Consider the following 13231-nt stretch of genomic DNA (forward strand, 5'->3'; position numbering starts at 1 on the left):
GCGGCAAGAAAGAAGCGGTGCGATTCCAGGACTTGTACATAACTGCTTGAAGCTTGCAGCTTGAAGCTTGCAACTTTCGCGGAGCGAAAAAGATGATTAGTAAAGAAGGCCTTACCCACCACATTTCCGCGCAATTCAACGCCGAGCTTGAAGAGGTGCGCAGCCACCTCCTGGCCATGGGCGGGCTGGTGGAAAAGCAAGTCAACGACGCGGTGACCGCGCTGATCGAGGCCGACTCCGGCCTGGCACAGCAGGTGCGCGAGATCGACGATCAGATCAACCAGATGGAACGCAACATCGACGAAGAATGCCTGCGCATTCTGGCCCGTCGTCAGCCGGCAGCGTCCGACCTGCGCCTGATCATCAGCATTTCCAAGTCGGTGATCGACCTGGAGCGCATCGGTGACGAAGCGACCAAGATCGCCCGTCGTGCCATCCAGCTGTGCGAAGAAGGCGAAGCGCCGCGCGGTTACGTCGAAGTGCGTCACATCGGCGACCAGGTGCGCAACATGGTTCGCGATGCACTGGACGCCTTTGCCCGTTTCGACGCCGAACTGGCCTTGTCGGTGGCGCAGTACGACAAGATCATCGACCGCGAATACAAGACTGCCCTGCGTGAGCTGGCTACCTACATGATGGAAGATCCGCGTTCCATTTCGCGGGTTCTGAGCATTATCTGGGTGCTGCGTTCGCTGGAGCGTATCGGCGACCACGCGCGCAATATCTCGGAGCTGGTGATCTACCTGGTACGCGGCACCGACGTGCGGCACCTGGGTCTCAAGCGCATGAAGGAAGAAGTCGAAGGAACAACCGGCGAAAGCGCTAATGTTCCGGGCAAAACTGACGATAAGTAAGGTTGCCCAAGTAAAGCGCCCGGCCTTTTGGCCGGGCGTTTTTGTTTGAGCTTCACGAATTCGAAAAGCAGCACCCCGCGAACGAAAAGTCCGGCGTGACTGAAGGTTTTTGGCAATGTGCCATCAGCAAGGCGGTATGCTGGCCGGGATTTTTTAAAGGGGTTTTGGATGAGTAAGGTCAATGTGTTGGTCGTGGACGACGCGTCGTTCATTCGTGACCTGGTCAAGAAGTGCCTGCGCAACTATTTCCCGGGCATGCGGATTGAAGACGCGATCAATGGCAGAAAGGCCCAGGCCATGCTGGCCAAGGAAGCCTTCGACCTGGTCCTGTGCGACTGGGAAATGCCGGAAATGTCCGGCCTGGAACTGCTGACCTGGTGCCGCGAGCAAGACACCCTCAAAACAATGCCCTTCGTGATGGTCACCAGCCGTGGCGACAAGGAGAACGTTGTCCAGGCGATCCAGGCCGGAGTTTCCGGTTACGTCAGCAAGCCGTTCACCAACGAGCAACTGATCACCAAGGTCAAGCAGGCGCTGCACAAGGTCGGCAAACTCGACGCCTTGATCAACGTAGCCGCAACCAAAACCAGCCCTGCCTTCGGTAACGACTCCCTTGCCGCCTTGACCGGTGGCAAGGCACCCGTAGCGACCCCAACGGCCGCACCCGCACCGTCCAAAGGCTTGCTCAACAGTCCACCGGTCAAGACGCCTGCGACCTCCTCGGCACCCACCAGTGGCCGTGGCCAGGGTCAACTGCGTTTGCCGAATGGCATCGCGCAATGTGTGATCAAGGCCTTGAGCCTCAAGGAAGCCCTGTTGGTGGTCAAACGCACCGAGACCCTGCCGCAGATCCTCGACAGCGCCGTGCTGGATCTTGAGCAGGGCGACAACGCCGAAATCGCCCGCCTCAACGGTTACCTGCACGCCGTCGTGGCCCACGAACCGAAGCCCGACAGCGACTGGCTGCAACTGACCTTCCGCTTTGTCGACCAGGATGCGCAGAAGCTCGATTACATCTCCCGCCTGATTGCACGGGGTACGGCGCAGAAGCACTTTGTTCCTGGCGCTTGATATAGGGCCGCCTGACAGTCCGCTTTCGCGAGCAGGCTCGCTTCCACATTTGTAATGCGTTCTCTTGTGGGAGCGAGCTTGCTCCGGGCGGCGATCCGACGAAGGGGTCATCACTTTTACCGCACATCTGCTGAACACCTTTTCTGAAACATCTGCCGGCTACCCGGGTCCATTGCAGCTGCTAGGCTCAATCCCAGATCTCACTCGACAGAATCCTTGCTCATGTTCACGCGCCTGCTGTTTTTATGTGGCTTGTTCATGGTCGCCACCTCGGCCGTGGCCATGACCATCTACAAGTCCAAGGACGCCTATGGCGTGGTTTCCTACAGCGACCGCCCCAGCAAAGGCGCCCATGTGTTCGTTTTTCGCGATGGCATGGTCGAGCACCTTGAGCGTCAGGTGCGCCTCATCATCATGAAGAAGAACGGCGTGCACAACGTGTACGTGCGCAATGACCTGTATGCGCCAGTAGAAGTCGAATTGAGTTTTGCCGGGGTGAAGAACGCCAGCGGCGTGCCGGGCGGGACGATTCGGCGGGTGATACCGCTACGCAGCAGCGTTCGTCTGGCGCGGCTCACGGCGACTAAAGGCGGGAGGCCCCTCGCATACGTCCCGAAGTTCAAATACTCCCTGGGCGACCCCTCTGGGCCCACGGTGGGCTATCGGTACCCGTTGCCCTGGCGTGGTGGACCATTCCGGATCAGTCAGGGCGCCAATGGCCCCTACAGCCACTTCGGGCCCAAGAGCCGATATGCCATAGACATCGCAATGCCTGAGGGCACGCCGATCATTGCCGCGCGAGGCGGGGTGGTGGTGAAAACCGAGAACAGGCAGAGCGGACGCGGCACCGACGCTTCCGGCAATTTCGTGCGGGTGCTGCACGATGACGGGACCATGGGTGTTTACCTGCACCTCAAGAAAGGTTCGGTCTGCGTTCGGGAAGGTCAGCGAGTAACGGTAGGTAGTGCGTTGGCGTTGTCCGGCAACACCGGCAACAGTACCGGGCCGCACTTGCACTTTGTGGTGCAGCGCAATACCGGGCTGGGGCTGGTCTCGATTCCGTACCAGTTCAACCAGCCGGTGGGTGCGCTGCCCAACTTTGCGTTGGGCGGGAAGTGAAGTTTTCGGTGATCAACTGTGGCGAGGGGGCAAGCCCTCTCGCCACAAAATGCCCTTCAGCCGCAGATCAATCCAGCATCAACACCTTGGCCAGAACGATCTTCGGCCCTTTCATCTTCTTGATGATGATCCGCAGGCCTTCGACTTCCAGCACTTCTTCCTCTTCCGGAACGCGCTTGAGGCTCTCATAGACCAGCCCGGCAAGGGTTTCGGCTTCGACGTGGTCGAGGTCGATGCCCAGCAACCTTTCAACCTTGAAAAGTGGCGTATCGCCCCGCACCAGCAGCTTGCCCGGCTGATACGCGAGGATCCCGCGTTCGGCCTTGCGGTGTTCGTCCTGGATGTCGCCGACCAGCACTTCCAGCACGTCTTCCATGGTCAGGTAGCCGATGATGTTGCCGTCGGCCTCTTCGACCACGGCGAAGTGCGAGCCGCCCTTGCGGAACTGCTCCAGCAACTGCGACAGCGGCATGTGCCGCGACACGCGCTCCAGCGGGCGGGTCAGTTCGGCCAGGTTGAACGACTCGGGAATGTGGTCCAGCGCCGCCAGTTCCAGCAGCAGATCCTTGATGTGCAGCAGGCCGACGAACTCCTGGCGCTCGCTGTCGTACACCGGGTAGCGGCTGAACTTGTGGCGACGGAACATCGCCAGGATCTGTTTGAGCGGCGCGTTGAACTCCAGGGTCACCAGGTCTTCGCGGGAGTTGGCCCAGTCGACCACTTCCAGTTCACCCATTTCCACTGCTGAGGCCAGCACGCGCATGCCTTGGTCGCTCGGGTCTTGGCCGCGGCTGGAGTGCAGGATCAGTTTCAGTTCTTCACGGCTGTAGTGATGCTCGTGATGCGGGCCGGGTTCACCTTGCCCCGCAATGCGCAGGATAGTGTTGGCGCTGGCGTTGAGCAGGTAGATGGCCGGGTACATGGCCCAATAGAACAGGTACAGCGGCACGGCGGTCCACAGCGACAGCAACTCGGGTTTGCGGATGGCCCAGGATTTGGGGGCCAGTTCGCCGACCACGATGTGCAGGTACGAAATGATGAAGAAGGCGGTGAAGAACGAGATGCCTTTGACCACTTCGGCCGACTCGACGCCGACTGCGCTCAACACCGGCTCAAGAATGTGGGCAAACGCGGGTTCACCGACCCAGCCCAGGCCCAGGGAGGCGAGGGTGATACCCAATTGGCAAGCCGACAGGTAAGCATCGAGCTGACTGTGCACGGTGCGCAGGATGTGCCCGCGCCAGCCGTTTTTGTCGGCGATGGCCTCGACCCGGGTCGAGCGCAGTTTGACCATGGCAAATTCCGCCGCAACGAAAAATCCGTTGAGCAAAACCAGGATCAGAGCAAAAAGAATCATGCCGAAGTCGGCGAAAATTGTAGCGAGGGTCAAGCCAGGGGAAGGGTCCATGATGGAGTTTTGCGGGTTCCGTATATTCGAGAGGGAAGTAAAAAACCGCGCCTGAAAGGCAGGCACAAGTCAGCCAATGTAGCGGCTGACCGGCCAGTTGCCTAGTGGCGCGTGCTGGCCGGTATCAGTCAGCGGTGCTGATAACCCGTGATTTGGTGACCTGGGCCGGGGCAAAGTGGCAGGTAAAGGTACTGCCGTGGCCCGGCACGCTGCTGATTTCCATGCGTGCCCGATGTCGTAACAAGACGTGTTTGACGATCGCCAGCCCCAGGCCGGTGCCCCCGGTGTTGGAGTTGCGGCTGGAGTCGACGCGATAGAAGCGTTCGGTCAGGCGCGGCAGGTGTTTGTTATCGATGCCGATCCCGGAATCCTGCACGCTCAGGTGCGCCCCTTGGTCATCGCCCCACCAGCGAATGCGGATATTGCCTTCGGCCGGGGTGTATTTCACCGCGTTGAACACCAGGTTGGAAAACGCGCTGCGCAACTCCGCTTCGCTGCCCTTGAGCAGAATCGTCGGGTCGGCTTCCAGGGTGATTTTCTGGTTTTTCTGGCCAGACAACTGCTGCGCGTCACTCTTGATCGATTGCAGCAAGCCGTCGATCGGTACCGGCTGGTTGTCCGACGGATAATCGGTGGCTTCCAGCTTGGCCAGCAACAACAGGTCGTTGAGCAGGGTCTGCATGCGTCCGCCTTGTTGCTGCATCTGCTGCAAGGCACGGCCCCAGCGCGGGTTCACCTCGTCGACGTTATCGAGCAAGGTTTCCAGGTAACCGCAGATCACCGTCAACGGTGTGCGCAGTTCATGGGAAACGTTGGCGATGAAGTCTTTGCGCATTTGCTCAAGCTGATGGATGCGCGTCACATCGCGCACCAGCATCAAGTGTTCGTTGTTGCCGTAGCGGGTGATGTACAGCTGAATGCGCACGCGGTCGTTGGTTGGCGAAGGGATTTCCAGCGGCTCAGCGTAGCTGTCTTGCTCGAAGTATTCCTTGAAGCGCGGATGGCGCACCAGGTTGGTCACCGGTTGGCCGCTGTCCTGTGGCGTCTTGAGGCCCAGCAGAGTTTCGGCGGCGCGGTTCCACCATTCCAGGTTGCCGTCGGTGTCGAGCATGATCACCGCATCCTTGAGCGCGGCGGTGGATTCCTGAACCCGGTCGATCACCGCTTGCAGGCGCCCGCGTACCCGTTGGTCGCGGCGTTGCAGGTGGTAGATGCTGTCGAACACCTCGCCCCACAGGCCGTAGCCGTCGGGTGGTGCTTCATCGGGTTTGTGCAGGCGCAGCCACTCGTGCAGACGCAGCAATTGCTTGAGGGTCCAGGCCAGGTAAAGACCCAGGCCTGCGGCGAGGCTCCAGCCGTAATAGCTGGTAATCAGGCCGATCACCAGGCAGGCGGTGACCAGCAGCAGCATGTGGCGAATCAGGGTGCCATGCCAGTTTTGGTTCACTTGACGCGCGTCCTTGTCAGCTTGTCGGGCGGTAAAGGTCCGGGTCAGGCTTTGGTAGAAAAGCGGTAACCGGTGCCGCGCACGGTTTGTACCAGATTTTCGTAAGCATCGCCGAGGGCTTTGCGCAGGCGACGAATGTGCACGTCGACGGTACGCTCTTCAACGTAGACGTTGCCGCCCCAGACCTGATCCAGCAACTGGCCACGCGTGTAGGCGCGCTCCTGGTGGGTCATGAAAAATTGCAGCAGGCGGTATTCGGTCGGGCCCATCTCGGCAGGACGGCCGTCGATGGTCACGCGGTGGCTGATCGGGTCCAGCAGCAGGCCGCCGACTTCGATTGGCGCCTCGCCATCGGTCGGGCCGGCACGGCGCAGCACGGCCTTCAGGCGCGCTACCAGCTCACGGGGGGAAAACGGCTTGGTGATGTAGTCGTCGGCGCCGACTTCCAGGCCCTGGATCTTGTTGTCCTCTTCACCTTTGGCGGTGAGCATGATGATCGGGATGTCCCCGGTCAATTCATCACGCTTGAGACGACGGGCCAGCTCGATGCCGGACGTGCCGGGCAGCATCCAGTCGAGCAGGATCAGGTCCGGTTTGCGGTCGACGATAATGGCGTGGGCCTGCTGGGAGTTTTCAGCCTCCAGGCAGTCATAGCCGGCCATTTCCAACGCAACGGCGATCATTTCGCGAATAGGCGCTTCGTCGTCGACGATCAGAATGCTCCTGCCAACCATGCCCTTAATCCTCTTGTCATTTAACTGTCTTGCGCCGCATTAGATAACGGAATTATTGCAGTCGTGTGACAGTATTTTAGTCGGTCGGCGATTGGCGGGATCCTGGGCTAAGCTTTAAGTCCGAATCCTGACAACCACAAAAGGAAGGTTTCCATGAAGCAAATCTCGCAATCCTTCAAGGCTCTGCTACTGGTTGCGGCGTTTTCCTTGCCGACCATGGCCTTCGCAGCTGAGCCGGCGATGATGAAAGACGGCATGATGGTCGACCATAAGGGCATGACCTTGTACACGTTCGACAAGGACACTGGCGGCACGTCGGTATGCACCGGTGAGTGTGCAAAACACTGGCCGCCGCTCAAGGCTGAAGCGGGTGCCAAGGCTGAAGGTAAATGGACAGTCGTCCAGCGTGACGATGGCACGATGCAATGGGCCTACGACGGCAAGCCGCTGTACTACTACGACGACGACAAGAAACCCGGAGACAAGACGGGCGACATGAAGAACAAGGTCTGGCACGTCCTCCAAGGGCCGAAGATGTAAGACATCTCATGTAGGAGCGAGCTTGCTCGCGATGAGCGTGAACGATTATGCGGGCCGTCTGGATAACCGCGTCGTCTTCAAATTCATCGCGAGCGGGCTCGCCCCTACACACGATATGGCGTTAACGCACTGCGTAATCCAAAACAATCCCCACAAAAATCGCCAACCCTGCCCAATGGTTGTGTAAAAACGCCTTGAAGCAACGCATGCGGTCCCTGTCGCGGGTGTACCAGAACTCCCAGGCAAAGCAGCCCGCGGCCGCCAGTAATCCAAGGTGGAACCAGCCACCGAGCTCGAACTTCGAACCCGCCAGCAACAGGCAACCCAGCGCCAGCCCTTGCAGGGTCAGGATGATCGCCCGGTCCGCGTCGCCGAACAGAATCGCCGTGGATTTCACGCCGATCTTCAGGTCGTCATCGCGGTCGGTCATCGCGTAATACGTGTCGTAACCCACGGTCCACATCAGGTTGGCGATCCACAGCAGCCATGCGACAGCCGGCAGTTCACCGGTTTCTGCGGTGAACGCCATCGGCATCCCCCACGAAAATGCAGCGCCCAGCACCACTTGCGGGTAATAGGTGTAGCGCTTCATGAACGGGTAACTGAACGCCAGCGCCAGGCCGCCCAACGACAGCCAAATGGTCGCGGCATTGGTGCACAGCACCAGCAGGAAACTCACGCCCATCAGCAGCGCGAAGAATACCAGTGCCTCTTTGGAGCTGATCTTGCCGCTCACCAGCGGCCGCTGCTCGGTACGCTTCACATGACCATCGACCTTGCGGTCCGCCCAGTCGTTGATCACGCAGCCGCCAGCGCGAGTCAGCACCACGCCAAGGACGAAAATCACAATATTGGCCAGGGAGGGCGAACCCTTGCCGGCAATCCACAGCGCCCACAGCGTTGGCCAGAGCAGCAGGTAAATGCCGATCGGCTTGTCCATGCGGGTCAGCTGAATGAAATCCCAGGCCCGAGGGTTCAAGCGGTTCAAGGACTTGAGCAGGCTTTGGTACATCAACGGTTCTCCGATTGGGCGCAGGCGGCGTCCCACAGGGAAGGCAGGAAAATTTCGGCCACCAAAACGCTCAAGGCGCCGCGGTCGAAGCGCGAGCGGCGGCCCCACAGTCCAGGCGATTGCACCTCGGCGGGCAGCCACGCTTGCGGATAATGGCAAACCTCGATGGCCCGGCGCTGGAAGGCCTGATCGCAAAACAGCAATTCGCCCAGCGAGCGGCTGCCCAGTTCGTCCATGTGCAAGCCGTCGCCTTGCAATGCACTGCGTGACGCCACGCTGCGCGCAAACACCCACGCCTGGCCATGACCACGCAAATACACCTCGCGGACCCAGCCCTCACTGCCATCGGCCAGGTCCAGTGCTGCGCATTCGTCGGCACGCAGGGGCTGCCAGCCTTCGAACATCGGCGAGACGCTGAAGGCGTCATTCGACAGATGAATCAGACGTCTGGTCAGCGAGCCTTCGTCGAACAGCCAGTCGAGGGTGGAGGCATCGGGGAGGGGCGCCAGTTCGCTGCGCGAGAGCCAGAGAGGAGCTGGAGAGGGGGATTCTGTGTGATGCACAATGAGTCATTATTGGCAGCAAATGAGGCGGCGAGCTTAACATGTCAGCCGCCGATATCGATTGAAATGGCCTGCCGTTGCGCCGAACAGGCTTGCATCCGATGGCTCCGATCAGTACAAAACGCGCTGAGTTGGACGGCAGTGCTACAACCATCGACCGTCCGGCCGGCAAAACGCCTGAACCCTGAGGAAGTACCTGATGAAAAAGTGGCAATGTATCGTCTGCGGCCTGATCTACAACGAAGCCGACGGTTGGCCGGATGACGGCATTGCGCCGGGCACCCGTTGGGAAGACGTCCCGGCAGACTGGCTGTGCCCGGACTGCGGTGTGGGCAAAATGGATTTTGAAATGATCGAAATCGCTGCCTGAATAATTGAGGAGTAAGGAATGAACGCACCTGTCGTAATCATTGGCACCGGCCTGGCTGGCTACAACGTGGCCCGCGAGTTTCGCAAACTCGATAGCGAAACCCCGCTGCTGCTGATTACCGCCGATGACGGGCGCTCCTACTCCAAGCCGATGCTCTCCACCGGCTTCGGCAAAAACAAGGATGCCGACGGCCTGAGCATGGCCGAACCCGGCGCCATGGCCGAACAGCTCAAGGCTGAAATACGCACCCACACGCGCATCAGCGGCATCGACCCGGGCCACAAGCGCTTGTGGATCGGTGAAGAAGCGGTGATCTACCGCGACCTGATCCTGGCCTGGGGCGCCGAAACCGTGCGTGTACCCATTGAAGGTGACGCGGCGGACTGCGTGTTCCCGATCAACGACCTGGAAGACTACGCACGCTTCCGTGCGGCGGCAGCCGGCAAGCGCCGCGTGCTGCTGCTCGGCGCCGGCCTGATCGGCTGCGAGTTCGCCAACGACCTGACCCTGGGTGGCTACGAAGTGCAGCTGGTTGCGCCGTGCGAACAAGTCATGCCGACCCTGTTGCACCCGGCGGCCGCCGCTGCGGTGCAGGCAGGCCTCGAAAGCCTTGGCGCTCGCTTCCACCTCGGGCCGGTGCTCAACCGCCTGCAGCGCGTGGCTGACGGCCTGGAAGCGCACCTGTCCGATGGCCAGGTGATCCCGTGCGACGTGGTGGTCTCGGCCATTGGCCTGCGACCGCGCGTCGACCTGGCGGCTGCGGCCGGTCTGCAGGTCAACCGCGGCATCATGGTCGACCGGCACCTGAAGACCTCCCACGCCAACATCTACGCCCTGGGCGATTGCGCCGAGGTCGACGGGCTGAACCTGCTGTACGTGATGCCCCTGATGAGCTGTGCGCGAGCGCTGGCGCAAACCCTGGCCGGCAACCCGACCGCCGTCACCTATGGCCCGATGCCGATCACCGTCAAGACCCCGGTCTGCCCGTTGGTGGTGTCCCCGCCGCCACGGGGCGCAGAGGGCATCTGGACAGTCGAAGGGCAGGGCGCCGACATCAAGGTTTTATGCCGCGATGCCGCGGGCAAGCTGCTCGGTTACGCCCTCACCGGTGCCGCCGTGATGGAAAAACTGGCCCTGAACAAAGAGCTTCCGGCCCTGTTGGCATAAATACCGGTCGTTCTGTCGGAATCACCCCCCTTTTGCCCTAACAATGGCCGCGCCGATACTGGCGCGGGGCCTCACTGCGTGCCATCCTCACTCCCGTCTGCCGCAGAGTAGAGCATCTGCGGCGCTTTGGGCGCTGCTCCGTAGAGAGCAGCACGGACATAACAACAACAAACCGTCAAAGGGGCTTCACTCACATGCGTAAACCAGACCTCGCTGCAGCCATTGCTGAAAAAGCAGACCTCACCAAAGAACAAGCCAACCGCGTTCTCAACGCCGTTCTTGAAGAAATCACCGGTGCCCTGCACCGCAAAGACAGCGTGACGCTGGTGGGCTTCGGCACCTTCCTGCAACGCCATCGCGGTGCCCGCACCGGCAAAAACCCGCAAACCGGTGAACCCGTCAAAATCAAGGCCAGCAACACCGTTGCTTTCAAGCCTGGGAAATCGTTGAAAGACAGCGTTAATCCGTAATCCGTTTTCACCTTCCGCGTAGCGGGGGAGTGGAATAAAAAATGGGCACGCCAACCAGGGTTGGGTGCCCATTTTTTGTGGGTGCGAATCAGCCAAGCCCGCTTTGTTGCTTGGCGAGAACCGCCGCCATTTCCGGCTCATCCAGATGATCCAGCGCCCGCTCTACCAGCAAATGCGTACCCTCAGCCACGCGACTGATCGCCAGGGCTACTGAGCGGTGTGAGCCGTCTACATCATCGGCCAGGTCAGCGGCGATGGCGCTGATGGACAGCAGATCTTCCGAGGCGTTGGCCAGGAGTGCTTCGGTGTTGATGTCCGGGCAGACGCTGAAGAGTTGGCCGCTGCGTTTCGTTGAGCTCCTACAGAATGTGTTTCGTTTGGTGTAGGAGTGGTGTGTGGAGTGGTCTTGAAGGAAGTTTTGATAATTGTGACTTGGTGGTCATCGTGAGGGTAATAGTTCTGATCTTCTTCTAACGCAAGCAGATACTGGTGTTATCGCCTGAAGCCGTTAAACTGCCCAAGCCGTTCATTTTCCTTCTGAGGCTGTGCGCATGAAATTTCGTTTTCTGCTGTGGATGCTGGGTTTGTTGATGGGTAAGGCCAGCCGGAATAATCCGGCGTTTCAGCAGCAGCTGGGTGACAAGGACCTGGTCTTTCAGCTGCAGACCCTGGACGGGAAAGTGGCGCGGCATTTCCGCGTGAAGGACCAGCGCATCACCAGTCAATCGGGTGTGCATGCCGAGCCTGCGTTTGCGATTGCCTTTAAAGACGCCGCGTATGGCTTTGCCACGATGCAGGCGAAGAACAAGCAGCTGGCGTTCATGACGGGGATTCAGGACAAGTCGATTCAGATCAAGGGCAACCCGGCGCTGGTGATCTGGTTCCAGGGGCTGACGAAGTATTTGAAGCCGAAGAAGGTGTAGGAGCGAGCTTGCTCGCGAGAAACTCAAGCCCCCCCGCGTTTATCCAGGATGCACGCGTCATCGTTGACGACTTTCGCGAGCAAGCCCGCTCCTACAAGGTTTTGGTGATCCTTGTGGGAGCGAGCTTGCTCGCGATGCTTTTCAGCCTTGAGTGAATTGCGAAGCCAGTTCGCGCAGCAGCATCTCGGCTTCCAGCACTTTGCTTACCACGTCGTTGGCTTTTTCGCGGCTCAGGCCGAGGCGTTCGAGCAGGGCGTCGGGGATGTCTTCGTCGGGACCGGAGCCGATGTTACGGCTGCGCAGCAGGCGTACGGCCAGGCAGACCAGGTTCGGGTACTCGGCGTAGGCGCCGTCGTAGGCTGGGTCGTGCTGGAAGCGCAGCGCTGTGGACAGTTCTTCGGGCATGTCCCAGTGGCGCATCAGCCATGCGCCGATTTGTTCGCGGCTGATGCCCAGCAGGTGTTGCTCGATGTAGCTGTGGCACAGGTGCGGGTTGACCTCCAAGTGACGGCAGATCAGCGAGAAGTGCGGCGGGAACACATGGGCCAGCAGCAGGTAGCCGAAGTTGTGCAGCAGGCCGGCGAGGTAGGTCAGGCCGGCTTCCGGACGCTGGGCGCGCGGCATGGCGCGGGTCAGGCCTTCGATGACGGCGGCGGTGTAGATCGATTGCTGCCAGTACGGGGTGGAGTGTTGCGGGTGGTCCTTGGGCAGGCTCAGGGTTTTGCCCAGGGCCAGGCCCAGCGCCAGGTTGATCACCAGGTCGAAGCCCAGCACGCGCACGATGGCGTCTTCAACGGAGCGGATCTTTCCCGGCGACGCGTAGTAGGGCGATGCCGCCCAGCTCACCACTTGTGCGGCCAGCGCCGGGTCGGTTTCGACCACGCCGGTGATGTCGTCGATAGTGGCGTTGGGGTCGACGCGCAGCTTGATGATTTTTTGCGCGGTTTCGGCCAGCGGCGGAATTTCGATGGTCGCTTCCAGACGCTGCTGGATACGCCGTGCGGTGAACGCCTGGACGGCCTGGGTGATTTCCTCGCGGTCGTCATCGGGGCGGTCGAGGTTGGGACGGATGCTGGTCAGGTTTTCGCCGAAGTTGGCGGCGCTGGCCTTGGTCAGCATGGTCGCCTTGAAGTCTTCGCTGGTGATTTCCAGCAGCACGCCCGGCTCACCGGAGTTGATCAGCAACTTCGGCTCGCGCAGCAGGCTTTCGTCATACAGGCACGGTGAACTGGTCAGCGCCGGCAAGCCCGGCAGCAAGCTGAGATTGTGCTTGCCGAGCATTTTTGTCAGGCGTTCGGTGGGTACGGCGGCGAGGCGGCGACCGGTGAGTTCGGTCAGGCGATTTAGGTCCAGCAATTGGCTCTGCGGGAACAGCACCATCAATACGCCAATGCTGTCATCCAGGAGAACAGCCTGCACTTTGCGCGCGGCATTGAGACCGTGACGGTCCAGCACTTCTTCGTAGGCAATGCCCAACTTGCCCAGCATCAGCCGAATAACCGACGGAGCGTGCGGGGTGTCGGGTGCGAAGGCAACGTCGGTCATGGTCTGTA

At 60.4% G+C, this 13231-nt stretch carries 14 protein-coding genes and 1 pseudogene; 8 read left to right on the forward strand and 7 right to left on the reverse strand.

Annotation, left to right across the window (positions count from 1 at the left end):
• The first annotated feature begins 92 nt into the window (after positions 1-92).
• From phoU to AC1RDQ_RS04700, 3 genes are all read left to right on the forward strand, one after another.
• Positions 93-854, forward strand: a complete 762-nt coding sequence (gene phoU / locus AC1RDQ_RS04690; RefSeq protein WP_057712724.1) for a phosphate signaling complex protein PhoU — start codon at positions 93-95, stop codon at positions 852-854.
• Positions 855-1022: 168 nt separating this feature from the next.
• Positions 1023-1925 (forward strand): response regulator, encoded by a 903-nt coding sequence (locus tag AC1RDQ_RS04695; RefSeq protein ID WP_154860877.1) that lies wholly within the window; start codon positions 1023-1025, stop codon positions 1923-1925.
• Positions 1926-2147: 222 nt separating this feature from the next.
• Positions 2148-3044 carry a peptidoglycan DD-metalloendopeptidase family protein gene (locus AC1RDQ_RS04700; protein WP_154860878.1) on the forward strand — a complete coding sequence of 299 codons (897 nt, stop codon included), beginning with the start codon at positions 2148-2150 and terminating at the stop codon, positions 3042-3044.
• A gap of 67 nt (positions 3045-3111) precedes the next feature.
• Here AC1RDQ_RS04700 and AC1RDQ_RS04705 read toward each other — a convergent pair whose 3' ends face one another.
• The 3 genes from AC1RDQ_RS04705 to phoB form a co-directional block, all read right to left on the reverse strand.
• Positions 3112-4452, reverse strand: coding sequence for a hemolysin family protein (locus tag AC1RDQ_RS04705; RefSeq protein ID WP_007975205.1), 1341 nt, complete (start codon positions 4450-4452; stop codon positions 3112-3114).
• 124 nt (positions 4453-4576) lie between these two features.
• Positions 4577-5863, reverse strand: coding sequence for a phosphate regulon sensor histidine kinase PhoR (phoR, locus tag AC1RDQ_RS04710; RefSeq protein ID WP_492586846.1), 1287 nt, complete (start codon positions 5861-5863; stop codon positions 4577-4579).
• A gap of 80 nt (positions 5864-5943) precedes the next feature.
• Positions 5944-6633: a phosphate regulon transcriptional regulator PhoB gene (gene phoB / locus AC1RDQ_RS04715; protein WP_003229608.1), complete on the reverse strand. Its 690-nt coding sequence runs from the start codon at positions 6631-6633 to the stop codon at positions 5944-5946.
• Between the two features lie 153 nt (positions 6634-6786).
• Here phoB and AC1RDQ_RS04720 point away from each other — a divergent pair, with 153 nt between their 5' ends.
• Positions 6787-7173 (forward strand): COG4315 family predicted lipoprotein, encoded by a 387-nt coding sequence (locus AC1RDQ_RS04720; protein WP_090452175.1) that lies wholly within the window; start codon positions 6787-6789, stop codon positions 7171-7173.
• A gap of 121 nt (positions 7174-7294) precedes the next feature.
• Here the strand turns inward: AC1RDQ_RS04720 and ubiA are convergent, their stop codons facing one another.
• Both ubiA and AC1RDQ_RS04730 read right to left on the reverse strand, forming a co-directional pair.
• Positions 7295-8185 (reverse strand): 4-hydroxybenzoate octaprenyltransferase, encoded by an 891-nt coding sequence (gene ubiA / locus AC1RDQ_RS04725; protein WP_492586548.1) that lies wholly within the window; start codon positions 8183-8185, stop codon positions 7295-7297.
• Positions 8185-8748: a chorismate--pyruvate lyase family protein gene (locus AC1RDQ_RS04730; RefSeq protein ID WP_057712730.1), complete on the reverse strand. Its 564-nt coding sequence runs from the start codon at positions 8746-8748 to the stop codon at positions 8185-8187. Before AC1RDQ_RS04730 ends, ubiA begins: the two co-directional genes overlap by 1 nt.
• A 199-nt stretch (positions 8749-8947) precedes the next feature.
• On the opposite strand from AC1RDQ_RS04730, the gene AC1RDQ_RS04735 reads away from it, so the two are divergent.
• The 3 genes from AC1RDQ_RS04735 (at position 8948) to AC1RDQ_RS04745 (ending at position 10755) form a co-directional block, all read left to right on the forward strand.
• The gene (locus AC1RDQ_RS04735) at positions 8948-9118 is read left to right on the forward strand and encodes a rubredoxin (RefSeq protein ID WP_007995385.1); all 171 of its coding nucleotides are present in this window, start codon (positions 8948-8950) and stop codon (positions 9116-9118) included.
• Positions 9119-9136: 18 nt separating this feature from the next.
• The gene (locus AC1RDQ_RS04740) at positions 9137-10285 is read left to right on the forward strand and encodes an NAD(P)/FAD-dependent oxidoreductase (protein ID WP_008045504.1); all 1149 of its coding nucleotides are present in this window, start codon (positions 9137-9139) and stop codon (positions 10283-10285) included.
• Between the two features lie 194 nt (positions 10286-10479).
• Positions 10480-10755, forward strand: coding sequence for an HU family DNA-binding protein (locus AC1RDQ_RS04745; RefSeq protein ID WP_003195589.1), 276 nt, complete (start codon positions 10480-10482; stop codon positions 10753-10755).
• An 88-nt stretch (positions 10756-10843) separates the two neighbouring features.
• On the opposite strand, the pseudogene AC1RDQ_RS04750 reads toward AC1RDQ_RS04745, so the two are convergent.
• A pseudogene (locus AC1RDQ_RS04750) lies at positions 10844-11104 on the reverse strand (DUF6124 family protein); the annotation flags it as partial.
• 202 nt (positions 11105-11306) lie between these two features.
• Here AC1RDQ_RS04750 and AC1RDQ_RS04755 point away from each other — a divergent pair.
• A complete protein-coding gene (locus AC1RDQ_RS04755) occupies positions 11307-11678 on the forward strand; it encodes a helicase (protein ID WP_090452172.1) in 372 nt (123 codons plus the stop codon).
• A gap of 141 nt (positions 11679-11819) precedes the next feature.
• On the opposite strand, the gene AC1RDQ_RS04760 is transcribed toward AC1RDQ_RS04755, so the two are convergent.
• Positions 11820-13223, reverse strand: coding sequence for an aminoacyl-tRNA deacylase and HDOD domain-containing protein (locus tag AC1RDQ_RS04760; RefSeq protein ID WP_057712733.1), 1404 nt, complete (start codon positions 13221-13223; stop codon positions 11820-11822).
• Positions 13224-13231 lie beyond the last annotated feature (8 nt).

Source organism: Pseudomonas sp. GW823-FHT02E01 (assembly GCF_058797535.1).

What these genes read in the sequence shown, in the direction of transcription:
- AC1RDQ_RS04695 (WP_154860877.1), top strand. Translation starts at nt 1,023, where the DNA reads ATGAGTAAGGTCAATGTGTTGGTCGTGGACGACGCGTCGTTCATTCGT.
- ubiA (WP_492586548.1), bottom strand. Translation starts at nt 8,185, where the DNA reads ATGTACCAAAGCCTGCTCAAGTCCTTGAACCGCTTGAACCCTCGGGCC.
- phoB (WP_003229608.1), bottom strand. Translation starts at nt 6,633, where the DNA reads ATGGTTGGCAGGAGCATTCTGATCGTCGACGACGAAGCGCCTATTCGC.
- AC1RDQ_RS04735 (WP_007995385.1), top strand. Translation starts at nt 8,948, where the DNA reads ATGAAAAAGTGGCAATGTATCGTCTGCGGCCTGATCTACAACGAAGCC.
- AC1RDQ_RS04745 (WP_003195589.1), top strand. Translation starts at nt 10,480, where the DNA reads ATGCGTAAACCAGACCTCGCTGCAGCCATTGCTGAAAAAGCAGACCTC.
- AC1RDQ_RS04705 (WP_007975205.1), bottom strand. Translation starts at nt 4,452, where the DNA reads ATGGACCCTTCCCCTGGCTTGACCCTCGCTACAATTTTCGCCGACTTC.
- phoU (WP_057712724.1), top strand. Translation starts at nt 93, where the DNA reads ATGATTAGTAAAGAAGGCCTTACCCACCACATTTCCGCGCAATTCAAC.
- AC1RDQ_RS04720 (WP_090452175.1), top strand. Translation starts at nt 6,787, where the DNA reads ATGAAGCAAATCTCGCAATCCTTCAAGGCTCTGCTACTGGTTGCGGCG.
- AC1RDQ_RS04760 (WP_057712733.1), bottom strand. Translation starts at nt 13,223, where the DNA reads ATGACCGACGTTGCCTTCGCACCCGACACCCCGCACGCTCCGTCGGTT.
- AC1RDQ_RS04700 (WP_154860878.1), top strand. Translation starts at nt 2,148, where the DNA reads ATGTTCACGCGCCTGCTGTTTTTATGTGGCTTGTTCATGGTCGCCACC.
- AC1RDQ_RS04740 (WP_008045504.1), top strand. Translation starts at nt 9,137, where the DNA reads ATGAACGCACCTGTCGTAATCATTGGCACCGGCCTGGCTGGCTACAAC.
- AC1RDQ_RS04755 (WP_090452172.1), top strand. Translation starts at nt 11,307, where the DNA reads ATGAAATTTCGTTTTCTGCTGTGGATGCTGGGTTTGTTGATGGGTAAG.
- phoR (WP_492586846.1), bottom strand. Translation starts at nt 5,863, where the DNA reads ATGCTGCTGCTGGTCACCGCCTGCCTGGTGATCGGCCTGATTACCAGC.